Genomic DNA, 23102 nt, shown 5'->3' with positions numbered 1-23102 from the left:
AAAGCACTACCATGGCATTTGCATTAGAAACCGAACGACTTATTATACGCCTGTTTAAAGAGGAGGATATCCCTGTGTTTATAGAAATGCATATAAAACCTGAGGTAAACCTTTATTTGCCAAAACGCAGCCCTGAAGAACACCAAACCTTTTTACTGGAAGCTATAGGTCGTGGTGATGTACCGCTTAACCGCTGGGTAATGGAAGAAAAGGCCACCGGTAACTTTATAGGCAGTTGCCTGCTTCGGGAATTTAACGCCGGAGACCCGCAAGTGATAGAAATAGGTTATAGTATAGACACACCTTACTGGGGCAAAGGCTACGGAACCGAAATGGTACACGCGCTAAAAGCGTATGCTTTTACACTACCCCATACCAAAAAACTGGCTGCCGTTACGGTAAAAGAAAACATAGCCTCTCAGGCAGTGTTAGTAAAGGCCGGGCTAAAAGCCAAAGGCACCGTAACCCGCTACCCCGAAACACTGGAACTGGCGTATTTTGAGTGTGGGGCTGAGTAATATTTGTCAAATTACAAATACTATGGGCAACCTACCAGTCTACTACCTTATAATTTTTTAATAACACCCCGTTAAAGTCATTATTATTATATAATGACTCGTATATAGGGTGAATTATACGCATAGCTCCATCTACCGGATCCAGAGGCGGCATTTTCATATCAGAAAAAAGCCGTTCGCGCTTTTGTTCGCCAACTCCGGTAGATACCCACCCTACATCTACGGCTGTCATATAAATACCATCGTTTGAAAACTCCTCTGCCGATGTCCTGGTAAGCATATTAAGCGCGGCTTTGGTCATGTTAGTATGCGGATGGTATTTAGTTTTGTTAGTATAACTAAACTGTCCTTCACTACTGGTTACATTAACAACAAACCGTTTAGGGTGAGCACTGGCTTTCATAAGTGGCTTTAAGCCTGCTATAAGTCGGTAGGGTGCTATATGGTTTATTAAATTCACTTCCAGCAATTCTTCCAGGCCTATATCTGTGAGTTCAGAATTCCAACTGTTTTTATCCCTGTAGTCTACTGGTTGTCCAAAACGGTTTACAGGAAATTCAAATCCGCCTGGCCCCGGGAGTAACTCAATTCCTGTTACCGGCGTGCCATTAGGAAATAAATTACCTTGCTTTGTAGCGAGTAGTTGCTGTTCTCCAGCTATTAGAGGCGTGTAGTAATCTGTTGGATATTTTATAGTTTGAGCCGCGTTATTTATCAGTATATCTATTTGTGAAAAATTACGATGACAATAAAGCACAAAATCCTCTACTGCTTTAAGATTTCGAAGATCAAGACCATAAAGTAATACCCTTTCTTTAAAATCATCATAGTTTTGCTCCTGCTGTAACTGTTTAAGAGCAAGCGCCGGGAAACGCGTAGTAAGCACTACAGTTGCTCCAAGGTTTAAAAGTGTCAAAACCGTAGCATACCCTATTTTTACCCGTCCACCGGTAACCACAGCAGTATAACCAAACAGGTTAGGGCTAAGGCTACGTTTCTCATAATTTTCAAGGGCGCAGGCCGGGCATAACTTATGATAAAAAAAATGAACCCGTGTATATGGCTCACTGCAGCAATAGCACCACGCAGGCGAAGCTAATTCATTAATAAAAACATCAGGATTTTGTTGCGCATTATGAACAAAATCTGTTGTTTTTGCAGCGGCATTACCGGCAATTACGGTTTGCTGTAATATCTCTACATCCGAAAGTCTGCGGTTAACACGCGCTTCTCTTTTTTGCTGTTTTTTCGCTTGCCTGTAAATATCAGTTACCAGCGTCTTAAAAGTGAGATTATCAGGATTATTAAATGGATCGTTTTTGAGGATGTTTAGTACCTTTAAGCATGCTTCCCATTCATCTGTAGTAAACCCGTGTTCCATACTTTAAAAAAAATTAGCATACCCGGAATCGAACCGGGACCCCGGCACTGCCTGTAACCGCGTTCTTCCGTTAAACTATATGCTATGTAGGTGTTTAAAATATTCAATCCGTAGCGGGCAAAAAAGGGCTCGAACCTTTATCTCTCTCATAGCATAAGAGTACTTTTCCTTTAAGCTATTTGCCCTAAGCCAAATATATAAATTTATTGACCTATGCCTAATATTATTTTTTCACCCTTTACCCCTTTTGATGTAGCACCGAGTTCTATAGGCTTACCGCTGCCATCGGGCTGTACAATGATTTGGGCATAGCCATTAAATAACTTTCGCGTGTAAGGAGCAGCGGGGGTTACTACCTGTAGTACGCCGGGATCGGCGTTAATAACATCCCAGTCGTGTACTTTATGCTCGGGTGTGGCTACAATGTGCATGGTGTTGCTGCCCTGTTTCAGTATTTTTGCATCCAGCACAAATTTCTGAGCATCATCGGTAGACGCCGAAACCTTAACACCGTTTACAAACACCACAGCGTCTACGCCTATCTTTTTGTAATAAAACGTTACCTGTACCCCCTCTAATTTATCCAGCACAAACGATGTTTTATAAGCATACGCAGGAGCCAAATTTTTATAATCGCGGTCTTTAAAACCCTCTTTCCAGGCAGTTTCTTCGTATGGAGCAAGTACGCTTGGCAGCACGCTCGTACTAAGCGCCTGTTCTTTTAAACCGGTTAGAGGAACCAACTGTACATCATCTATAAACCGGTCATTTTCCAGAGAAGTAGGGTCGCCATTACCCACACCCAGTACTGTACCGTTTTTTATACTGAAAGTAATCAGGTTATCAGCTACCGGTACATGCAGCCCTTTTTTATCTAAAACAGCTACCGTAACCACAGCTACATCTGTTGCGCTTTTTAGGGTAGTTTTATGAGGCGTTAGCTTAATCGCGGCAGGCGTGCCTGTTGTTTTTTGCACATCTGCCATTACCATTTTACCGTTTTTATAGCCCACCGCCTCAAGTGTTCCGGGTTGGTAAATAACGTTCCATTCCAGGTGGCTGAACTGTTTTACACTTTTTTTGCCAAGGCTTTTTTTATTGAGAAACAGCTCCACACTATCGCAGTTTGTGTGCACCCACACGTTTATTTCTTTACCCTCTTTGCCCGGCCAGTTCCAGTGTGGCAGCAGGTGCACTACGGGCGCTGTACCCCACCACGATTTCAAGTAGTATACATTATCTTTAGGGAAACCGCACACGTCCATCATACCAAAATACGATGTAACCGACGGCCAGCCGTACGGCGTAGGCTCACCACGATAGTCAAACCCGGTCCAGATGAACATCCCGGCAAGATACGGGCGTGTGGCATAAAACGTCCAGCCTTCTTCTATGCTGTAAAAAGACGGGCGCGGCTTACGGTCGTAAGCACTTTGGTAATGCCTGGCGTCATCTGTAACATACACGCCCCGGGTGGCAAAGGTAGAACCTTCCTCTGTGCCCATACCCGGCTGGTTTTTAAACTGGCTACGGTGGGCGTCAATATCGCCATTGCCCAGGTAATTATAACCCATAACTTCTACTACAGACGAAATCCCACTCCGGAAGCCACTGCTTATACCTACCGTTACAGGGCGTGTGGGGTCTATGCTGTGGGCAAAATCCTGCATGACTTGCGTAATGCGCTCGCCGGTTATGTTTCCTTCTATGGCCCACTCCTCATTACCTACCGACCAGCAGAACACACTCGGGTGGTTGCGGTCGCGCTCTATCAGGCGTTTCAGGTTGCCCAAATGGTATTGGTTAATACCCATAAGGCGGGTTTCGTCAATCACCAGCATACCAAGTTTGTCGCACGCATCGAGCAACTCCGGTGTAGGCGGATGGTGCGAACAGCGGTACGCATTACTGCCCATGTCTTTTAGCTGCTTAATACGCCAGTACTGCAACTCATCGGGTATTGCCGTACCTACACCGGCGTGGTCCTGATGGTTATTGGTCCCTTTTAGTTTTACAGGTTTACCGTTTAGAAACAAGCCTTTTTCGGCATCAAAATGAATTTCGCGAATGCCAAATGTGGTTTCGTAGCGGTCTACGGGTTTACCCTCCTGTAGCACTTCGGTAACCAAAGTGTAAAGGTCAGGATGCTCTATATCCCAAAGCTGCGCATTACTAATTGTAAGGCTCGATTTTTTATCTGCCGTTTTATAAAAACCGGGAACTGTTACGGGCTCTGTAATTGTAGCAACCGCTTTATTACCCGTATCGTAAACCGTATGGCGCAAAGCAACAGCACCTGTATAACTGCCCTGATTAAGCAGCGTAGACACTACACTTATTTCAGCATTGGCTCCATTAATTTGGGTAGTTATGTAAGTGCCGTTTGTAGCTATGTGCAGCGGTTGTGTCTTTTGCAGGTACACGTGGCGATAAATCCCTGCCCCTTCATACCACCAGCCTTCTTCCATAGAGGCATCTACACGTACGGCAATGGTATTTTTTTCGCCATACTTTACATACGCCGTAACATCATATTCAAAGCTGTTGTAACCACTTTCTTCTGTTCCAAGGAAATGCCCGTTAAACCACACCTTACAATTACGGAACACTCCGTCAAACTTCAGGGTAATAATACGCCCCAAATCCTCTTTGGAAATATTGATTTGTTTTCTATACCATCCAATGCTTTTGTCCGGAAAACCTTTTCCTGCCGCATGAAATCCGTGGCTGTAGCTGGCTTTTTCACTAAAGGGTTGCTCTACCGCCCAGTCGTGCGGTAGGTTTAACTGTCGCCATGCACGGTCGTCAAAACCAGCACCGGCAGGCCCATCGGCACTACCTGTTTTGGCCAGATAAGAAAAATACGCTTCGGCATGGCCAAAGTCTTTAGCGGCATCATTTGGATGGCCAAAGGCAAATCGCCAGCCGGCATCTATATTTATCGTTTCTCGGGAAGTTGGATTTTGGCTATAGCCGAAAGATACTACAAAAAGCAGCAGGAATAAAAACATCCGGTTTGGTTTCATAAAAAGGGTTTGGTTAACGGTGTATAACCCACTAAAGTACATTTTTACCCATAACCAAACTGATACTATTTTGTATAGAAGTGATAAAAAACTAACAGCTTACTCTACCTTGCGGTAGTTTTTCATTACAAACTCCAGCCCTATTTCGGCTATGTCTCCCATATTTTCACAAAGGCGAAACTTAGAGTCATAAGTAAGCTTTTGTAAAGCGGTGCGCAGTTCTGTTACGTGGCTTTTTGGGGCTATGTTGTCTTTTTTAAGGATGCTTACCAAATCCAGGTAACGCTCGTGGCTGTTTAGCAAACGCTTGGCAATAACTGAGCGTACTTCTTTGCGGTATTGCTCTACTGAATTTGGTTTAAGCTTATCCATAACCAGCTTCACCATCCTGAAGTTTTCTTTAAAATACTGTGGCAGGTAAATTTTAAGGTTCCCTTCATACGACTGTTGGTCGAAATCTATGGCACGTATACGGTACACTACATGATCGTAATCGTGGGTAGGAATTACCACATAGTTATACGAGCGCATATCACCTAAAAGCCCTACCATGCAGCGCTCGTTAAACTTTACAAACTCTTTGGCCAACTGTGATTTTTCGAGTTCGGTACATTTATCCAGATGTTGTTTTATAAAAACATCGCCCGGTATGCCGAGGATGTGCTCCTCTATAAGCGTGTCTTTGTACACAAGGTAATTTACGCGGTTAGGCGATAGGAGGTCTTCCATTTCCAGCCCGTAAATGCGCGAGGCATCGGCCTTTTTTATGTAAAAGTTGGTATAATTATCATTAAGAATATTCCGAACCCGTATACGGAACGGTTTAGAATTACCGAAGGTGCAGAACTCAATAGAATCTACCGTAAGGTACGGCAGGGTATCTTCATCACCATCAGAATGTAAAAGGGTGTAAATTTTGTTAAGGCCTGCTTCTATCTCTGCCTGTTCAAACTCGGGATAAAAAACGCGTAACCAAAGGGTGTCGTTTCCCTCCTTGTCATACACCGAAATACCTCCCGAAAACCTCAGCAAATCATCATACAGCAAGGGCGACTTTGTGGTACGGTTGTATTTTTCCAGATACTCCATAAGTTCAGGTATTATGGGGTATGCCGGTTTACGGAAAGCTATCTTTACGTCGGTTTTAGACTCTTTTATCATCGCCACGGTTATTGCTATTGCTAAAGATACTTAATGCGTTTTAATCGTGATTAATTCCTAAGGAAATATTTCAATCACGATACCGTTTATACTATAAAACCAACCTTTATGAAACAAGCAGTAATACTATTTACACTTTCAATCATTTCATTTACCAAGGCACAAACCATAGGGCAAAACTACAAAAGGCTTACCAACCTCGCTGAACTAAGCATTACCGAAGCCCGATACTACGATGCTTTAAGAGAATACAACGAAGCTTTTGAAATAGCCAATTTTTCGGTAGACCTTTACAATGCTGCTGCTTGTGCGGCAAAACTGAACGACACCAAAATGGTATACTCCTACTCTCGAAAGTTGGCTGAAAAAGGCGTTGGAGAAAAGTTTTTCAGGAAAAAGATTTTTAGTCCCTACAAAAATGACCCGGCATTTATTAAAATAATGAAACTGGCAGAGCAAACCAAACAGAAAAACATGAAGGTAAACGGGACTTACAATAAACAAATACAAGAATTTGTTACCCTAGATTCTACCTACAACAGACTACGCCTCACAAAATATCGCGAGCTGGGCCATACCCCTGATACCTTAGAGAATCTATTTAGAACTAATACGCAAAATATAATGGCATTTATTAAAGTGAACGGTGTTTATTCAGAGGAAAAAATGGGAGCTCGCATTAGTAATGACACCATAATCAGATATATGAGCAAGGGCGATATTGTACTGCTGCATTATCTTGAAATGGGACGTGACAGACAACTGATTAATGAAATAAAAGCACTATTTATTAGTAACTTAAGCAATGGCACTATTACTCACTATAATGTATCCCAGATTATGGAAATGACCGATACTGTTTTTGGAGATACTGGTATGTGGCTATTTAAAATAAGCCTATGCAAACTCTATCGTAAAAAAGAAATTGAACAACTAGCCGAAATAAACCAAACTAGAAGGAAATGTTTCCTTGAAAACATCACCGACCTTGAAAAAAAACTCATTTTTAAGTACGGAACCCGCAATAATTTTGACTTCAGGTACAATATCACCCCCTCCCCTGTTTATGATAAGGAGTTTTTTTACAGTGCCTTTGAAGAAGTTGTCGCATTACATGACTGTAATTAATCGCCTGTATCTCCGCCTGTTCAAACTCGGGATAAAAAACACGTAGCCAAAGGGTGTCGTTTCCCTCCTTGTCGTACACCGAAATACCTCCTGAAAACCTCAGCAAATCATCATACAGCAAGGGCGACTTTGTAGTACGGTTGTATTTTTCCAGATACTCCATAAGTTCAGCTATTATGGGGTACGCCGGCTTACGGAAAGCTATCGTTACGTCGGTTTTAGACTCTTTTATCATCGCCGGGGTTATTGCTATTGCTAAAGGTAGCCATTTCTGTAAACCTATACCACTGTAAACCAAAAAACCTCCCGATTGCGGAAGGTTTTTGTATCAGAAAATAAAAAAATGGATTACCTGGATACCGAAGATATAAGGCGTTGTGCATTGTTAAGCCTTTCTTCCTGTTCATGCAAATTACGCTCTGCTTTATTTAAAAATAGCAGGTTGTTGCTCTTTTTTACTTTAGACAAATATTTGTCTGACAAGTTATACACGTGGTTACTTTTTAGCTGCCTGTACAAATCAGCACAGGTTAGCTCACCGCTAAGCAGCCTTTTATCTGCATCATCGGCAAGAAGGTAGTTACTTACCACTTCCTGAAGCGTAAGCGACTGCCTGCGCAGTTCTGAGTACTTGCTAAGCATTTGCTCTTTTTTGTTTACAGAAAGCTTTTGTATGCAAAACGCCACAAAAGCGTACAGCCCGCAGGCGGCGCCAAGGGCTACCAAAATCATAAGATCATTTGTCAGTAACATGTGTTGGAATATTTAGTACTGCTAAGCTAATTATAAAGAAAATACTGCGCTTAATTTTTCGACAAACGGCTTTTTTATAAGATAAAGCGCATAAAAATTTTGTTAAATAAATTAAAGCGTAACTTTTACAAAGCTAAAACACAAATAATCAATACTGTAACAAAAAAAAGCAGGGTAGAAGAAAAAGCGGCGCAACGCACCTGTTGGCTGTGGCGATTCGAATTATAAAAATCAAAGTATAGTTGACAATTAAACGAACATTTCATAAAACACAGATTACAAAAATCTCTTACCAAGTAATTTCATTTAAGGCGAAAAGTATTCCTATTATTATAAGTAATAAACCTCCAATATACCCTTTTAAATCGGAGCTAAAAAATTGAGAATCATTGTTTTTAAAAGTAAAGATAATGGCTACTATTCCAACACCAACCATTATTAATCCAGTAATTATTGACATAATTAATTGTTTTGTTTTTTTTCTTTAGTTAAACTTGCATCTTTAACCTGATCTACCACAATGCCCCCCGTTACTTTACCAACAAATTTATTAGTTGAATTTAGCGATGAATTATCCATGGCGTTATCAACAACCTTTCCTGTTATTAAGGCCGATGTTCTTACTAATGCATTTGTAGTACTACCTGCTTTACCATTCACGGCATCAACTACATCACTGTAAGCTTGAACGCCTGTGCCGACATCATCCATAGTAGCTCCGATATCATACATGACCATACCACCTGCTACAACTTCTGGTTGTAAAGACGCGGTTCCTATGCCAGCAACGACTACACCTCCCGCCTTTACATACGTACTACTATTGCTTAAATCTTCACCTAAAGCTCTCATTCCCTTAACACCACCATACTCACCACCATAATTGGCTCCGTCATAACTACCCTCCATAGCTTTATCAAAACCTTTTAGGGTCTGACCAAAATTTTTCCAACTAGAAAAATCACCAAATTTATTTGTAGAATTTATTGTATAGCCATCCTCTCCTTTTGTCAAGTAATTAACTCTTGGTTTACCATTCTCTCCAATAACAATACTACCTCCTGTTTTCTCAGCAAATTTTTCAGCTCTTGCCAACCTACGTTCACTCGCTGTGCTACCAAATAATCCAAACAAATATCTTCCATCTGGGTCAATAATATTAATGGGATTATTACCTATTCCTGTATAGGGAGACATATCATAATACTTCTCCGCCAGCGGGTCAATATTCATCCATCTACCTAAAGCAGGGTCATAATTACGTGCACCGTAGTCGTACATGTTAAGCCCCAACTCGTCTTGCAGCTCTGCGCTGCGCGCGGTATGTTCGTTTGCAGCTTTCTCAAAGCTGCATCCTCCATAATCGTTGTACTTATACTTATCAGCTACACCTTATCAAAACAAATATAAAACAAAAAAGCCCTCCGGATACCGGAAGGCTTTCTGTATATTGAATACTAAATTTAAGTCTTAGTTAAGAGCCGCAACGTGCTTAGTAAGTTTAGACTTAAGGTTAGACGCTTTGTTAGCGTGGATGATGTTTTTCTTGGCAAGTTTGTCGATCATAGAGATAACACCTGCAAGTTTTTCAGCAGCTTCAGACTTCACAGTAGCTGTACGTATAGCTTTAATAGCGTTACGTGTAGTTTTGTGCTGGTATTTGTTAAGTACCCTCTTCTTTTCGTTGCTCCTTATTCTTTTTAAAGCTGACTTATGATTTGCCATTTTATATTCTTTCTTAAAAATTATTTTAATTGTAGTCCGTACGGGAATCGAACCCGTGTTACCAGAATGAAAATCTGGCGTCCTAACCCCTAGACGAACGGACCAGTAAACTATCCTTTTAAACTAAACCAGCACTGCCGGTGTTGTTTTGTAGCCCGTGAGGGAATCGAACCCTCCTTACCAGAATGAAAATCTGGCGTCCTAACCGATAGACGAACGGGCCATTGAATTTGTTTGTTCCTCTAATGCGGATGCAAAAGTACAACTTATTTTCACTTCTGCAAGAGCAGGAACAAAAAAATTCAAAAAAAATTTTAAAAAATTTCTAGTACGCCTTAGCAAAAAGCACCCTGCCGGCACTTGGCGCACCCGTAAGTACACATATACCAGCCTCTTCCTTTCTATCTAGCGGAATACAGCGTATTGTAGCTTTTGTAAGCTCTTTTATCTTCTCTTCAGTCTCAGATGTACCATCCCAGTGTGCAGAAACAAATCCGGTCTTGTTATCCAGCACGTCTTTAAACTCATCCCACGAATTTACTTCGGTAATATGAGCTTCCCTAAAAGCATGCGCTTTGTCAAAAAGGTTCTTTTGTATTTGCTCCAGCAGGTCTTGTATGTACGTAACAATATCGGCACTTATTACAGTCTCCTTAGTAAGCGTATCGCGTCTTGCCACTTCAAAGGTACCGTTAGCCAGGTCATTTGGCCCTATGACTATACGCACCGGCACCCCCTTAAGCTCGTATTCGGCAAATTTAAAGCCCGGCTTGTGCGTATCCCTGTCGTCATACTTAACAGATATACCCAGCTTACGCAGGCGTGCCATAAGTTGTTTTGCTTCTTCGCTTATGGCATCAAACTGCTCATCGCCTTTATAAATTGGCACAATAACCACCTGTATAGGCGCCAGGTTTGGCGGCAGTACAAGCCCGTTATCATCAGAGTGCGTCATTACAAGCGCCCCCATAAGGCGTGTACTAACACCCCACGAGGTAGCCCATACGTGCTCCTGCTTGCCTTCCCGGTTTGTAAACTTAACATCAAACGCCTTGGCAAAGTTTTGCCCTAAAAAGTGCGACGTACCCGCCTGCAGCGCCTTACCATCTTGCATAAGGGCTTCTATACAATACGTTTCTACCGCGCCGGCAAACCGTTCGTTAGCAGTTTTTACACCTTTTACCACCGGTATTGCCATAAAGTTTTCGGCAAAATCGGCATACACGTTCATCATTTGTTCCGCTTCTGCTACAGCTTCCTTTTGGGTAGCGTGGGCGGTATGCCCCTCCTGCCAAAGAAACTCAGCCGTACGCAGGAACAGGCGCGTACGCATTTCCCAGCGCACCACGTTTGCCCACTGGTTTATAAGCAACGGCAGGTCGCGGTAGCTTTGTATCCATCCGCGGTAGGTATCCCATATAATAGTTTCAGAGGTAGGCCTTACTATAAGCTCTTCTTCCAGCTTAGCATCAGGGTCTACTTCTATGGTTTTTCCGTCTTCTCCGGTTTTTAGCCTGTAGTGGGTTACTACCGCGCACTCTTTTGCAAAGCCATCTACGTGGCTTGCCTCCTTGCTAAAATACGACTTGGGTATAAACAGCGGGAAGTACGCATTTTGGTGCCCGGTTTCCTTGAACATCCTGTCCAGCTCTGCCTGCATTTTCTCCCATATTGCATATCCGTATGGTTTTATAACCATACATCCCCTAACCCCTGAATTTTCAGCCAGGTCAGCCTTTACAACCAGTTCATTATACCATTTGGAATAATCTTCTGACCGCTTCGTTAAATTCTTACTCATCGTATTTAAATTGGCACAAATATTGTTTAACTTTATAACGTAAAATAGTTTAGCAAAACTAACTATTTTTAGAAGTTCAACAATAAAAAAAATGCACAGATGAAAAGTGAATACTTTAATATGCGTCGTTTAACCCTGGTAGCACTGCTTGGGCTGCTTGGCATTACCGTAACTTCCTGCGGTACATACCAAAGCGCCAGCAGCTATGACTCAGACGGGGTGTACGGTTCTGTACCGCGCGATGCTAACGGACAGCCGGTATACCGATACAATGACGGCTCGGTTAACAACTACTCTAACGGTCAATCGGCAGGGCAAAACGCTAATGGTTACGCCGCTTATTTTAATTCGCTGCAAGATAATTACCCTCCGGTTACTGATTCTAATGCATATAACGGCACCTACGATACCGTAAGCAACAACTATGACCGCGCCTACACCACCAATACCTATGGCGGATGGGGCGACAGCACCAGCAATGTTAATGTAAACGTATATGGCGGATACGGCTGGGGCAACAACTATTATGGTTGGGGCGGCTATCCTTACTACGGATGGGGCGGTTACTACGGCTACCCTTACTATGGTTACAACAGCTACTGGGGCAGTGGTTGGGGTATAGGCTTCGGCTGGGGATGGAATAACTGGTACAACCCTTACTATGGCGGATATTACGGAGGCTACTACGGCTGGGGTGGTTACCCTTACTACGGTGGTTACTATAATAACTACTACAGTCATCCACGCTATTATGCCGGAAACAACAACTACTATGGCGGAAGAAACGTTACCTACTACAACGGTAACCGCAGCTACTACAATAACGGACGCTACCTTAACTCAGGGCGCGGCACCTATTACAACAACCGCAGCAACTATTTTAATGGCGGAAGAAACGGCTATCAGCTAAGCAACGGTCGTTCTAACAATAATTACAACAACGGCGGTAGAAACAGCTATTATAACAACACCCCATCTAACGGAGGCAGAAATAACAGCTACTACAACAACTCTACAAGAAGTAACAACTATACCCCTCAGCAAAGCAATCCGGGCAGAAGTTACTCACCAAGTTACAGCAGCCCAAGCAGGGGCAGTAACTACGGCGGTGGTGGCTTTGGCGGCGGAAGCCGTGGCGGCTTCGGAGGCGGAGGCGGTGGTGGTTCCCGTGGCGGCGGGGGCGGCCGCAGGGGCTAATAGCCAAACACATACAGTCCTATGTTTTTTAAACAAAAACATAGGACTTTTTTCTTTACCACACATCATTACACCTTTTTAGTTCTTTACGCTATGAAAAAACTATTATTATCTGCTGCCGGGCTACTGGCTGCTACAAGTGCTATGGCACAATATGACATAAACACCGCACAGGATGCCGAAAAATACGCTACAGACAACCTTACGGGTTCTGCCCGCTTCAGGGGGCTGGGCGGCGCCATGGGAGCTGTGGGTGGCGACCCATCTGCTGTAGGGATTAACCCGGCGGGTTCGGCTATATTTAATTACAACACCGGCACCGCATCGTTAAGCAGCTACAACCGTAGCAATAATGCCAACTTTTTTGGAAACAACAACCGCAAAAACGATAACAACTTCGACCTCAACCAACTGGGGCTTTTTATGGTCTTCAACAACGGTAAAGAAGGCGCAGTTATGAATAAGTTTGCCTTCGGGTTTAATTACGAAAACACCCAGAGTTTTTATAATGCGGTTTCTATAGCAGGCAATAACCCTGTGGGCAGTATAGCCGATTATTTTGTAAAATATGCAAATGGCTTTGGTAACGTGGGCGGCGTAGGTACAGGCTTTCTTAACAACAGCAACGTATACGATTTCCCAAACATGAGCTACATAGACCAGCAGGCCTATTTAGGATATAATGCGTATGCGTTTAACCCGGTTACTAACACATCAGACAACACCTCGTATGTATCTAATGTGCCGGCAGGACTAAAGCCAATGCAAAGCAGTTATATAAGAACATCGGGGTATAACGGCAAGGTAGCACTCAACTTCGCTGCGCAGTTTTTTAGCAAGCTGTCTTTAGGGGCAAATATTAACCTGCATTTTACCGATTATATAAACAATACCAATTTTATAGAAAATACCAATAACACCAGCGGCAGCGGGCTGCAGTACCTGGAGTTTAACACCCAAAGGTATACTTACGGTGGTGGCGCATCATTTAACCTGGGTGCCATTTATAACATAGCCCCTTACTTAAGGCTGGGCGCAGCCTATGAAACCCCTACCTGGCTAACCCTACAAGACGAGGTTACCCAGCGCATAAGCAGTACTGCAAACAATCAAACCTATTTTACTGATCCCCAAGCTACCATGGTAGGCGACAGCTACACCATAAAAACCCCTGCAAAATATACCGGAAGCGCCGCGTTTATCTTTGGTAAAAAAGGACTTATAAGCGTGGATTACGGGCTTAGAAACTATGCCAATACCAAATACAGCAACGGGCGCTACGCCGAACTTAATACCGAACTGAGCCAAACCCTGGACTGGGCAGGCGACCTGCGTATAGGTACTGAGTGGCGGGTTAAGGCCGTAAGCCTTAGAGCGGGTTACCGCAACCTGCAAAGCCCTTATAAAAACGGCACTACCCTGGGCGATCTTAACAGTGTTTCGGGTGGGCTTGGGTACAGCTTTAACGGTGCCCGTGTAGACCTTGCCTACACCTGGCAGCAACGCAAAGCCGACGTTTCTACCCTGCGCCCTGATTTTACACAGGCGGCTCAGGTAAAAACCACAGGCAATAACGTTACGCTTTCCTTTACACTGGATTTATAATTTTTCATCTTACGCAATAACGAAGAACGCCATCCCGAAAAGATGGCGTTCTTCGTTATTGCGTTTAAACTTAAGATGTAAGAAATCCATTAGTTATTTTGACCAATGAGGTTGATTTTTAAAATTTTAAGGATGTTTTTCTGTTACTTTAGCCATTGCTTCTTGCCAAATGTCTCGTCCATCACTCTGAGAAAACAACTCACGTAAAAAATCAAAATACTCTTTATTTTCCCTATTGAGTGCTGATACAAAAACCATCAGATTATCATAGGCAAGATCGGCTTCTTTTTTGGTCTTAAAAGTAGTCTTACTCAAATTAGCTTTTACCCAACCTTTAACATCTGCAGAGTTTTTTATTTCTTTATCATTTGCCTTCATATTCACCTTACTGTCATAAACTTCTTGAGCCTTTCGTAGTGCTATATAGCTTTCTGAGCTAACTAATTTATAGTAGTGCTTTTCCATTTTGGCAATCAAAGAATCCCTTGTTGCACTGGTATTGTTTGTGTTGTTTGTGTTGTTTTCTTGAGCATAAGAAGTCATGCTCAAAAACAATATACTTAAAATAACAAGCGTGTTTTTCATTAGGTAATGTTAGTTGATAATTTGGTTGGTTAGTTTAGGAGCAAAAAAAACAAATTTGTTCCATATTCTGTTACGGGAAAACCGTAATTCTTTACCTAAATATAAAAATTAAGAACGCCATCCTTTTTAATAAAAGGACAGCACCTTTATGTTTTAGTAAAGAAGCCAGACTATGACTAGTGGCGCAAAAGTCTCCTTCGCATTTTAGCCTCGGGGCTTTCAACTATATCGGGATATTCCCTGGCAGTATCTTCAACTACTTTTTTCCAGATTTCGCTACCTTCTTCTGTACCCAAAACACTCACAAGCATATCAAAATACGCTCTGTTTTCAGCTGTACAATCGGCTATAGCCTTAGAAATTTCCTTATATGCAAGCTTGGCCTCATCTAATGTAGCATAATCCGTTTTCTGTATATTGCTGTTTAACCACGCATCGAAACCTAATGACGTAATTTCAGAATGGTAATCTTTAAAATGCATCTTTTCTACAAACCGCTCCTCCAGGGGCTGAAACTTGTGATAGCTTTCAGAGGTAATGTACTTTATATATAAGTTCTTTAGCTTAATGTATGTAGAATCTGCCTTTACCGGTGTAATTTCGGAAACCTCAAAGCTTTTAGCAGAGACCGGGTGATAGGAAATCGTTAAAAGAAGTAACAGTGAATACAATAATTTCATGGTGTTGGTATATGTGTAAATTGGTTTCAGCACAAAGAAAACAAAAATACACCATACCCCGCTACGTGAAAACCGTAATTAACAGTAGTACCTAAAAATAAAAAAGCCATCAAGAAAACTTCCGATGGCTTTGATTGGGATTTGTAATATATATGAACGGGATTCATTCATTTAACAACACCGTGTACAGATACACAGCGTATTAACTGCACTGCAAGTACGTAAATATAACAACACCTTATAATTAAAGAAATGTTAAAAATCAATAATTCATACACATACAAAAATTTTGCCGCTTACCTATAAATTTAAGCACATTTAAATACAACATATCGACTTTAAATGTTTTTTTACTTTTTAACGCCTGCCAGTTGTTTGAAAACCAATAAAAAGCGTACTTTTGCACCTCAATTTTTTTGAGTATTATGAGGACTAAATCTTTAAAAAAGAACAAGATAAACGTTATTACCCTGGGCTGCTCTAAAAACGTGTATGACAGCGAGGTACTTATGGGCCAGCTGCGCGCCAGCGGTAAAGACGTTACCCACGAGGCTACCGGCAAAGACGAAGGCAATATTATTGTTATTAACACCTGTGGCTTTATAGACAATGCCAAAGAGGAGTCGGTTAACATGATACTTAATTATGTAGATAAAAAAGAGCAGGGCATTGTAGACAAGGTTTTTGTTACCGGGTGCCTTAGCGAGCGCTACAAGCCGGATTTACAAAAGGAGATACCCGATGTAGATCAGTATTTTGGTACCACAGAACTTCCACTATTGCTGAAAGCACTTGGTGCCGATTATAAGCACGAACTACTGGGAGAGCGCCTTACCACTACTCCTAAAAATTATGCATACCTTAAAATAGCCGAAGGCTGCGACCGCCCGTGCAGTTTCTGCGCAATTCCGCTTATGCGTGGAAAACACGTAAGCCAGCCCATAGAAAAACTGGTTAAAGAAGCAGAAGGCCTTGCCCGTAACGGCGTTAAAGAGCTTATACTCATAGCCCAGGATCTTACCTATTACGGCCTTGACCTATACAAAAAACGTAACCTTGCCGAACTGCTTGAAGCACTGGTTAAGGTAGAAGGCATTGAGTGGATTCGTCTGCACTATGCATTCCCCAGCGGTTTCCCTATGGATGTGCTGGAGCTTATGAACCGCGAACCAAAGATTTGTAACTACATAGATATTCCGCTACAGCACATTTCAGACAGCGTACTGAAATCAATGCGCCGGGGTACCACTAAAGAAAAGACTACTAACCTGCTCCATGAATTCCGTAAGGCAGTACCGGGCATTACCATACGTACCACGCTTATTGTAGGCTACCCTGGCGAAACGGAAGAGGATTTCCAAATCCTTAAAGACTGGGTAAAAGAAATGCGTTTTGAGCGTTTAGGATGCTTTACATACAGCCATGAGGAGAACACCCATGCCTACCTGCTGGAAGACGACGTACCACAGGAAGTAAAACAGCAGCGTGCCAATGAAATCATGGAACTGCAAAGCCAGATTTCGTGGGAACTGAACCAGGAAAAAGTGGGAAAAACCTACCGCTGTGTTATAGACCGTAAGGAAGGCAGCCACTTTGTAGGGCGTACCGAATCTGACAGCCCTGATGTAGACAACGAAGTACTTATAGATGCTACCAGTGTGTACCTTAAAACCGGCGAGTTTGTAAACATAACCATAACAGACGCCACCGAGTTTGACCTGTACGGTGTACCGGCAGCAAGCGCTAATTAAAATTTAAGAAAGCCGAAGCACCACGCTCCGGCTTTTTTTGTATGTTTGAGATACTAATAAACAAGCAATGAAAAAACATCTTATAGCCCTTACCCTGCTTTGCCTTACGCTGCCCACTATAGCTTTTGCACAAATGAACAGACGCGTGGGGAGACAACAGTACCAAAACGGCCCTACAGGAAAATCAAACCAAAAACCAAAAGACCAGGCCGAATCTGCATCAGAATATTATGCGAAAGAGTTAGGGCTTGATAGTTTTCAGGAAGCGGCTGTACTACAAATTTACAAGGACGAAGACAATAACGTAAAAGCCATTATTGAAGACCTTGAAATGACTACCGACATTAAAAACGAAAAAATATACCAGATTACAGAACGGGTAGATGCCCGGATAATGAAACTGCTAACCCCTGAACAAATTGAAAAATTTGAAAAGCTGAAAGCAAAACGCAAAAAGCGTTAAAGTACTAAAAGCCCGTATTCGCGTAATGTGTTTACGGGTTTACTGTACCAAAACGGTTCAAATTCTTCCAGCCCGGCATTTTCGTAATCTTCTTTTACCTTACCAAAAGTCATTGGTTTTTCAGTTACAGATATTTTGGGTAAAAGTTGCTGAAGCCATTGCCCCTGCCCCTCCGTTACCTGCACAGAAAAACTTTCGCGCCTGCTATGAAACGTTAATGCTGCCATAGGGAACGTTCGACCTTTTTTACTTTTAGTGAAAAACTCCACAATAGGTGTAGTCCCTGTCCACACCACTTTAGCCGTTGGCTTTATGCCAAAGGTTTCATCTGCCAAAAGCGCGTTGTGTATGTAATCGTGCGGTACTTTTGTACGTGGTATTTTAAACTCAAACCAATCCTGTAACGGATAGTCGAAACAAATCCCGTGCATAAAGTTGAACAGCGATTTCTTAAGCCCAAAGCTAAACTTATCGTGGTTAGCGCCAGTGTTATCAGAAAACATAATATCGTTATTGGCAAAGGTGCCCACAATATCACTATCCTTAACCACCCCAAATTTAGCGGGCTCTATACCCACAGGGCTGTGCGCCGTCATGGCAAACTGGTGCCAGAAGCCACTTTGCAATATACCCAACTCAAACATTTGGCGTACCATTTCCAGCGAGTCTATGGTTTCCTGTGCGGTTTGCGTCGGGAAGCCGTACATAAGGTACGCGTGTACCATAACCCCCGCTTCGGTAAAGTTGCGCGTTACGCGGGCTACCTGGGCTACGGTAACGCCTTTCTGTATCAGCTCTAAAAGCCGGTCTGAAGCCACCTCTAACCCACCCGAAACCGCAATACACCCCGAGAGCTTCAACAGGCGGCACAAGTCGGCCGTAAAGCTTTTTTCAAAACGGATATTCGTCCACCAGCTTACCGATAAATTACGGCGCAGGATTTCCAGCGCTACCTCACGCATCAGCGCCGGTGGTGCAGCTTCATCTACAAAATGAAAACCGTTTTGCCCGGTCTGTGCTATGAGTTCTTCCATGCGGTCTACCAGCAGTTTGGCAGCCACAGGTTCGTATACCCTTATATAGTCGAGTGAAATATCGCAAAACGTACACTTGCCCCAGTAGCAGCCGTGCGCCATGGTGAGTTTATTCCACCGGCCGTCACTCCACATACGGTGCATGGGGTTTACCACTTCGATCACCGAAATGTATTTATCCAGCGGCAACCCTGTGTAATCAGGCGTACCTACTTCACTTTGCTTATAATCCCTGCAACCCGAATTGTCTATGTATTTTACTTCCCCATCTTTCAGGATAAAAGTACGTTTCAGTTGGCTTAGCTCACGCTTACCATCGAGTTGCTCTATGATGCACTCCACAGGGGCTTCACCATCGTCGAGCATTATATAATCAAAGAACTCCATCACACGGGCATCGCTTAGTGAGCGTAATTCCGTATTTGGGAAACCACCACCCATAGCCGTTTTAATACCCGGAAAATGCTTCTTTATATACTGCGCCGAACGGAATGCCGCGTACAAATTCCCCGGAAACGGCACTGAGAAACCTATCAGCTGGGCATCGGCTTCAAACACATATTCGTGTAGCAGCTCCAGCATTATCTCATCGATAAACGTATAGGGTTGTTGCAGAGTTTCGTAAAGTTCGTCAAACGAGTTGGCCGAACGCCCCAGCCTTTCAGCATAGCGGCTAAAGCCAAAATGCGGGTCGGCGCATTCCACAATCAGGTCGCTTATATCTTCCAGGTACAGCGTAGCAAGGTGCTTTGCCTTATCCTGGGTACCCATAGCGCCAAATGCCCAGTCCAACTCCTCCAGCTGCGCAAAACGAGATGCTTCGGGCAGGTATTCCTCACTGCAAATCAGGTGTGCCAGCGTAGGATTTTTACCCTGCAGAAACAGTATAACGGCATCTATGGTCTTTAAATATTCGTTTTTTAGGGCAGTAATCCGCTGTGCGTTTTCGGTTTGTGGTTTATGGTTTGTGGTTTGTTGTTCAATCCTGTTAAACAACAGGGTAAGCCCTTCTTTAGAGAACAGCTTAAGTATTACATCTATACCCAGGTCGGCCTGCGCGGCGGCGATACCTTTGGTATTTAGGAAACCTTTCAGGTAGGCTGTGGCAGGGTATGGGGTGTTCAGCTGGGTGAACGGCGGGGTAATGAGTAATACTTTGGTGCTCAAAACATGCATGGGTTTAGGCTGCAAAAGTACGTGTTATTTGGCAGATGGCAAACGGCGGATTTTTTTGGGTATATTTGGGAGATAAACCAAATACCGATTATGAGAGGAATTTGTGCGCTATATGGAACAGAAACTGATTTGAGATTAAGTCATATTATTCCCAAATTTGCAATCGATTACATGAAAAAAACCGGTACACAATTTTTACGAAAAATAGATGAGCCGGACAAGCGTATCCAAGATGGTTTAAAACTTTATTTGTTAGGAGAAAAAGCAGAACAAGAATTTAGTAAAAGAGAAAGATGGTTTGCTAATTCGATATTCTTTCCTTACTTACAGACCAATCCAAAAAGCTTAACTTATGATGAAAACCTTGCATACTTTTTAATATCTGTATTATGGCGCGTACTTTTAGAGCAATTAACTCATGAAGAAGTAAGTAATGATACAAGATTGTCATTTTTACGTTCTGTTAGTGAAGAATGGAGATTATTCTTAAGTGAATATAAGTTCCCATACCTATACAATGATTTGCATATTTTTTTCACGGACAGAATAAAGTTAAACACTTCCGAATTGAAGAATGCAGATGTTTTTTTCACTAGAAATATTGATGCAACTATTGTTGTCAACAAAGACTATTCGGAAGTTGTTATTTATGCAAAATTCTTGCGATTTATTTTTTGGTGTAATGTAAAAGGAATAAATAACAACGATAAATCTACAAAAGTTGACTATTTGAGCGGGACCATAAATTTTCCTCAAGAAATGCATCATGATTTTATGATAGGATTCTTCGGCAACCGAATAAGGACTTTCAATAGCATACCAGATTTAAGTGATGAAAGAAAAAAGAAAGTCAATTCATTTATAATGAGAAATGAAGAAAAATTTTGGGAAAGTGATTTGGGACAAGCATTAAGAAATGATTCAAACATCAACAAACCTTCTTAAATAGAAAACCATCAATACATTTATTTTTCCGTACCTTTGTGTAAAATTTAAACACGATGCCCACGGACTGTATCAGCTATCAAAATTCAGGTTACTTTACACCATTAATGGTAGATTACCTTAACCAAAAGGATTCCCTGAAACCGCTGTACCACCGCTTCCCTACCCTACAAAACTTTGGCGCGCAGATTACCGAAAAGCAACAGAACTTTCCGCACCACCCCCGTAATGTACTGGTAAGTGCCCTGGAGCAACAATACAAAAAAGTTGAAGGGTGTCAGGTTACGTTGCAAAACATACAACTGCTGGCTCAGGGTACTACGTTTACCGTAACCACTGGCCACCAGCTGAACCTCTTTACCGGCCCCCTTTACTTTTTATATAAAATAATATCGGCAATTAACCTGGCTAAAGAACTAAAAGCCGCTTATCCGCAGTACAACTTTGTGCCCGTGTACTGGATGGCCACCGAAGACCACGACTTTGAGGAAATAAACCATTTTACCTTCCGCGATAAAAAAATATGCTGGAACCGTGAAAGTGCAGGCCCTGTAGGCCGGCTTTCTACCACTGGGCTGGCTGCAGTGCTCGAAGTATTTACTAAAGAACTTGGCCCCGGTATTAATGCCAAATGGCTTACAACCCTGTTTGAAAACGCGTACCTAAAGCACGAAAACTTAGCCGATGCCACGTTCTATCTTGCCAATGAGATTTTTAAAGATCATGGGCTGGTGATTATAGATGCGGATAATCGCGAACTGAAACAGTTGTTTGCTCCTTATGTAAAAGAAGAATTGCTACAGCAAACGAGTCAGCAAAAAGTAGCCGAAACCACAGCCCTGCTTAAAGAATATAACGTTCAGGTAAATCCGCGCGACATTAACCTGTTTTATATAGAGGATAACTTGCGTGAGCGAATTATTCTACAAGACGGTACTTATTATATAAACAATACCCAACTGAAATTCAGCGAAAGCGAAATCCTTACCGAGCTGGAAAACCATCCGGAAAAATTTAGCCCGAACGTGATTATGCGCCCGCTATACCAAGAGGTTATTTTGCCCAACCTTGCCTACATAGGCGGCGGGGGCGAACTGGCATACTGGCTGGAACTGAAGTCGTTTTTCGATTCGCAAAACGTTACATTCCCTATGTTGCTGATGCGAAACGGAGCGCTATTGGTTACCGAAAAGCAGGCTTGTAAGTTGGACAAACTAAATCTTACCTGGGCCGATATCTTTACCAAACAACAGGCGCTGCTTAATAAGCGTGTTCAGGAGTTTTCAGAATTTAAACTTGATTTTTCTGACCTGAAAGCAACACTACAAAACCAGTTTGCCCTAATGCGGGAAATGGCTGCTAAAACCGATATTACGTTTACCGGGGCGGTAAAAGCGCAGGAGTTAAAGCAGATTGAAGGCCTTGCCAATTTAGAAAAACGCCTACTGAAAGCGGAAAAACGCCACCACCGTAACCAGCTGGAGCGCATAGCTTCTATACAAAACGAGCTGTTCCCTAATCAGGGATTACAAGAGCGCCGCAATAACTTTAGCGAGTTTTACCTGGAGTATGATGGCAGGCTGCTTACCGAACTTTTTAAAAGGCTCAAACCACTGGAACAGGAGTTTAATATAATTATTCTCTAAATTTCAATAAATAACGGTTTCGTTATTGAGGAAAATCCAACAGAAATAGTAATTTTGCCAAAAATTTAAAACAAGTTATGGCAACAAACAGGACCTTCACCATGATTAAGCCGGATGCTGTTGAAAAAGGACACATCGGTGGTATTTTATCTATGATTACAGAAGCAGGCTTCAGGATTGTATCTCTTAAGCTTACGCAACTTACTGTAGCAGACGCTAAAGCTTTTTACGCAGTACACAGCGAAAGGCCATTTTACGGTGAACTAGTAGAATTTATGTCTCGCGGCCCTATCGTGGCAGCTATCCTTGAAAAAGACAACGCTGTTGAAGACTTCCGTAAACTTATTGGTGCTACTAACCCAGCTGATGCTGCCGAAGGTACTATCCGTAAAAAATACGCTACCTCTATGGGCGAAAATGCGGTACACGGTTCAGATAGCGATGAAAATGCTGCTATAGAAAGCGCATTCCACTTTGCTGGAAGAGAGCAATTCTAGTCGTTAGGATACACGCAAAAAAATAATACC

The 23102-nt window shown here is 42.5% G+C and carries 19 protein-coding genes, 3 tRNA genes and 2 pseudogenes; 9 read left to right on the top strand and 15 right to left on the bottom strand.

Annotation, left to right across the window (positions count from 1 at the left end; genetic code table 11):
- Nucleotides 1-11 precede the first annotated feature (11 nt).
- Nucleotides 12-518: a GNAT family N-acetyltransferase gene (locus ACLI08_RS05155; protein WP_411427401.1), complete on the top strand. Its 507-nt coding sequence runs from the start codon at nucleotides 12-14 to the stop codon at nucleotides 516-518.
- Between the two features lie 31 nt (nucleotides 519-549).
- Here the strand turns inward: ACLI08_RS05155 and ACLI08_RS05150 are convergent, their stop codons facing one another.
- From ACLI08_RS05150 to ACLI08_RS05135, 4 genes are all read right to left on the bottom strand, one after another.
- Nucleotides 550-1899 (bottom strand): SDR family NAD(P)-dependent oxidoreductase, encoded by a 1350-nt coding sequence (locus ACLI08_RS05150; protein WP_411427400.1) that lies wholly within the window; start codon nucleotides 1897-1899, stop codon nucleotides 550-552.
- Nucleotides 1900-2013: 114 nt separating this feature from the next.
- Nucleotides 2014-2084: transfer RNA gene (locus ACLI08_RS05145), tRNA-Ser, on the bottom strand.
- 18 nt (nucleotides 2085-2102) lie between these two features.
- Nucleotides 2103-4925: a beta-galactosidase GalA gene (gene galA / locus ACLI08_RS05140; protein WP_411427399.1), complete on the bottom strand. Its 2823-nt coding sequence runs from the start codon at nucleotides 4923-4925 to the stop codon at nucleotides 2103-2105.
- Between the two features lie 99 nt (nucleotides 4926-5024).
- A complete protein-coding gene (locus ACLI08_RS05135; protein WP_411427398.1) occupies nucleotides 5025-6086 on the bottom strand; it encodes a hypothetical protein in 1062 nt (353 codons plus the stop codon).
- A gap of 108 nt (nucleotides 6087-6194) precedes the next feature.
- On the opposite strand from ACLI08_RS05135, the gene ACLI08_RS05130 reads away from it, so the two are divergent.
- A complete protein-coding gene (locus tag ACLI08_RS05130; RefSeq protein WP_411427397.1) occupies nucleotides 6195-7214 on the top strand; it encodes a hypothetical protein in 1020 nt (339 codons plus the stop codon).
- A gap of 1 nt (nucleotide 7215) precedes the next feature.
- Here the strand turns inward: ACLI08_RS05130 and ACLI08_RS05125 are convergent.
- The 8 genes and pseudogenes from ACLI08_RS05125 to proS all read right to left on the bottom strand — a co-directional run.
- Nucleotides 7216-7449: pseudogene (locus ACLI08_RS05125) on the bottom strand (hypothetical protein); the annotation flags it as partial.
- Nucleotides 7450-7562: 113 nt separating this feature from the next.
- Nucleotides 7563-7967: a hypothetical protein gene (locus ACLI08_RS05120; RefSeq protein ID WP_411427396.1), complete on the bottom strand. Its 405-nt coding sequence runs from the start codon at nucleotides 7965-7967 to the stop codon at nucleotides 7563-7565.
- Nucleotides 7968-8256: 289 nt separating this feature from the next.
- On the bottom strand, nucleotides 8257-8427 hold the full coding sequence (locus tag ACLI08_RS05115; RefSeq protein ID WP_411427395.1) for a hypothetical protein: 171 nt from the start codon (nucleotides 8425-8427) through the stop codon (nucleotides 8257-8259).
- Nucleotides 8428-8429: 2 nt separating this feature from the next.
- Nucleotides 8430-9326 (bottom strand): annotated as a pseudogene (locus ACLI08_RS05110) (RHS repeat-associated core domain-containing protein); the annotation flags it as partial.
- 111 nt (nucleotides 9327-9437) lie between these two features.
- A complete protein-coding gene (rpsT, locus tag ACLI08_RS05105; protein ID WP_411427394.1) occupies nucleotides 9438-9692 on the bottom strand; it encodes a 30S ribosomal protein S20 in 255 nt (84 codons plus the stop codon).
- Between the two features lie 32 nt (nucleotides 9693-9724).
- Nucleotides 9725-9796 (bottom strand) — tRNA-Glu (locus ACLI08_RS05100).
- 47 nt (nucleotides 9797-9843) lie between these two features.
- Nucleotides 9844-9915 (bottom strand) — tRNA-Glu (locus tag ACLI08_RS05095).
- 102 nt (nucleotides 9916-10017) lie between these two features.
- Nucleotides 10018-11493, bottom strand: coding sequence for a proline--tRNA ligase (gene proS / locus ACLI08_RS05090; RefSeq protein WP_411427393.1), 1476 nt, complete (start codon nucleotides 11491-11493; stop codon nucleotides 10018-10020).
- A 99-nt stretch (nucleotides 11494-11592) separates the two neighbouring features.
- On the opposite strand from proS, the gene ACLI08_RS05085 reads away from it, so the two are divergent.
- Both ACLI08_RS05085 and ACLI08_RS05080 read left to right on the top strand, forming a co-directional pair.
- On the top strand, nucleotides 11593-12690 hold the full coding sequence (locus ACLI08_RS05085; RefSeq protein WP_411427392.1) for a hypothetical protein: 1098 nt from the start codon (nucleotides 11593-11595) through the stop codon (nucleotides 12688-12690).
- 93 nt (nucleotides 12691-12783) lie between these two features.
- Nucleotides 12784-14295, top strand: a complete 1512-nt coding sequence (locus ACLI08_RS05080; RefSeq protein ID WP_411427391.1) for an OmpP1/FadL family transporter — start codon at nucleotides 12784-12786, stop codon at nucleotides 14293-14295.
- 126 nt (nucleotides 14296-14421) lie between these two features.
- Here ACLI08_RS05080 and ACLI08_RS05075 read toward each other — a convergent pair whose 3' ends face one another.
- Entirely contained in the window at nucleotides 14422-14880 is a 459-nt protein-coding gene (locus ACLI08_RS05075; protein ID WP_411427390.1) for a hypothetical protein, read from the bottom strand.
- A gap of 176 nt (nucleotides 14881-15056) precedes the next feature.
- Entirely contained in the window at nucleotides 15057-15560 is a 504-nt protein-coding gene (locus tag ACLI08_RS05070) for a hypothetical protein (RefSeq protein ID WP_411427389.1), read from the bottom strand.
- 425 nt (nucleotides 15561-15985) lie between these two features.
- Here ACLI08_RS05070 and rimO point away from each other — a divergent pair, with 425 nt between their 5' ends.
- Both rimO and ACLI08_RS05060 read left to right on the top strand, forming a co-directional pair.
- Nucleotides 15986-17311, top strand: coding sequence for a 30S ribosomal protein S12 methylthiotransferase RimO (gene rimO / locus ACLI08_RS05065; RefSeq protein ID WP_411427388.1), 1326 nt, complete (start codon nucleotides 15986-15988; stop codon nucleotides 17309-17311).
- Nucleotides 17312-17378: 67 nt separating this feature from the next.
- Nucleotides 17379-17774 (top strand): hypothetical protein, encoded by a 396-nt coding sequence (locus ACLI08_RS05060; RefSeq protein WP_411427387.1) that lies wholly within the window; start codon nucleotides 17379-17381, stop codon nucleotides 17772-17774.
- Here the strand turns inward: ACLI08_RS05060 and ACLI08_RS05055 are convergent.
- Nucleotides 17771-19975, bottom strand: a complete 2205-nt coding sequence (locus ACLI08_RS05055; protein WP_411427386.1) for a B12-binding domain-containing radical SAM protein — start codon at nucleotides 19973-19975, stop codon at nucleotides 17771-17773. The genes ACLI08_RS05060 and ACLI08_RS05055 overlap by 4 nt on opposite strands.
- Nucleotides 19976-20074: 99 nt before the next feature.
- Between ACLI08_RS05055 and ACLI08_RS05050 the strand changes: the two genes are divergently transcribed.
- From ACLI08_RS05050 to ACLI08_RS05040, 3 genes are all read left to right on the top strand, one after another.
- On the top strand, nucleotides 20075-20929 hold the full coding sequence (locus tag ACLI08_RS05050; RefSeq protein WP_411427385.1) for a hypothetical protein: 855 nt from the start codon (nucleotides 20075-20077) through the stop codon (nucleotides 20927-20929).
- Between the two features lie 56 nt (nucleotides 20930-20985).
- Nucleotides 20986-22575: a bacillithiol biosynthesis cysteine-adding enzyme BshC gene (gene bshC, locus ACLI08_RS05045; RefSeq protein WP_411427384.1), complete on the top strand. Its 1590-nt coding sequence runs from the start codon at nucleotides 20986-20988 to the stop codon at nucleotides 22573-22575.
- A gap of 77 nt (nucleotides 22576-22652) precedes the next feature.
- On the top strand, nucleotides 22653-23072 hold the full coding sequence (locus ACLI08_RS05040) for a nucleoside-diphosphate kinase (protein ID WP_411427383.1): 420 nt from the start codon (nucleotides 22653-22655) through the stop codon (nucleotides 23070-23072).
- The last annotated feature ends 30 nt before the right edge of the window (nucleotides 23073-23102 follow it).

The organism is Flavobacterium sp. RNTU_13, from assembly GCF_046614455.1.
Lineage (GTDB): Bacteria > Bacteroidota > Bacteroidia > Flavobacteriales > Flavobacteriaceae > Flavobacterium.
Note: the sequence above shows the minus strand (reverse complement) of the source record. Positions and strands in the feature narration are given on the sequence as shown.

Excerpts from the sequence above, each read along its gene's own strand:
- ACLI08_RS05155 (WP_411427401.1), top strand. The coding sequence starts at position 12 with ATGGCATTTGCATTAGAAACCGAACGACTTATTATACGCCTGTTTAAA.
- ACLI08_RS05150 (WP_411427400.1), bottom strand. The coding sequence starts at position 1,899 with ATGGAACACGGGTTTACTACAGATGAATGGGAAGCATGCTTAAAGGTA.
- galA (WP_411427399.1), bottom strand. The coding sequence starts at position 4,925 with ATGAAACCAAACCGGATGTTTTTATTCCTGCTGCTTTTTGTAGTATCT.
- ACLI08_RS05135 (WP_411427398.1), bottom strand. The coding sequence starts at position 6,086 with ATGATAAAAGAGTCTAAAACCGACGTAAAGATAGCTTTCCGTAAACCG.
- ACLI08_RS05130 (WP_411427397.1), top strand. The coding sequence starts at position 6,195 with ATGAAACAAGCAGTAATACTATTTACACTTTCAATCATTTCATTTACC.
- ACLI08_RS05120 (WP_411427396.1), bottom strand. The coding sequence starts at position 7,967 with ATGTTACTGACAAATGATCTTATGATTTTGGTAGCCCTTGGCGCCGCC.
- ACLI08_RS05115 (WP_411427395.1), bottom strand. The coding sequence starts at position 8,427 with ATGTCAATAATTACTGGATTAATAATGGTTGGTGTTGGAATAGTAGCC.
- rpsT (WP_411427394.1), bottom strand. The coding sequence starts at position 9,692 with ATGGCAAATCATAAGTCAGCTTTAAAAAGAATAAGGAGCAACGAAAAG.
- proS (WP_411427393.1), bottom strand. The coding sequence starts at position 11,493 with ATGAGTAAGAATTTAACGAAGCGGTCAGAAGATTATTCCAAATGGTAT.
- ACLI08_RS05085 (WP_411427392.1), top strand. The coding sequence starts at position 11,593 with ATGAAAAGTGAATACTTTAATATGCGTCGTTTAACCCTGGTAGCACTG.
- ACLI08_RS05080 (WP_411427391.1), top strand. The coding sequence starts at position 12,784 with ATGAAAAAACTATTATTATCTGCTGCCGGGCTACTGGCTGCTACAAGT.
- ACLI08_RS05075 (WP_411427390.1), bottom strand. The coding sequence starts at position 14,880 with ATGAAAAACACGCTTGTTATTTTAAGTATATTGTTTTTGAGCATGACT.
- ACLI08_RS05070 (WP_411427389.1), bottom strand. The coding sequence starts at position 15,560 with ATGAAATTATTGTATTCACTGTTACTTCTTTTAACGATTTCCTATCAC.
- rimO (WP_411427388.1), top strand. The coding sequence starts at position 15,986 with ATGAGGACTAAATCTTTAAAAAAGAACAAGATAAACGTTATTACCCTG.
- ACLI08_RS05060 (WP_411427387.1), top strand. The coding sequence starts at position 17,379 with ATGAAAAAACATCTTATAGCCCTTACCCTGCTTTGCCTTACGCTGCCC.
- ACLI08_RS05050 (WP_411427385.1), top strand. The coding sequence starts at position 20,075 with ATGAGAGGAATTTGTGCGCTATATGGAACAGAAACTGATTTGAGATTA.
- bshC (WP_411427384.1), top strand. The coding sequence starts at position 20,986 with ATGCCCACGGACTGTATCAGCTATCAAAATTCAGGTTACTTTACACCA.
- ACLI08_RS05040 (WP_411427383.1), top strand. The coding sequence starts at position 22,653 with ATGGCAACAAACAGGACCTTCACCATGATTAAGCCGGATGCTGTTGAA.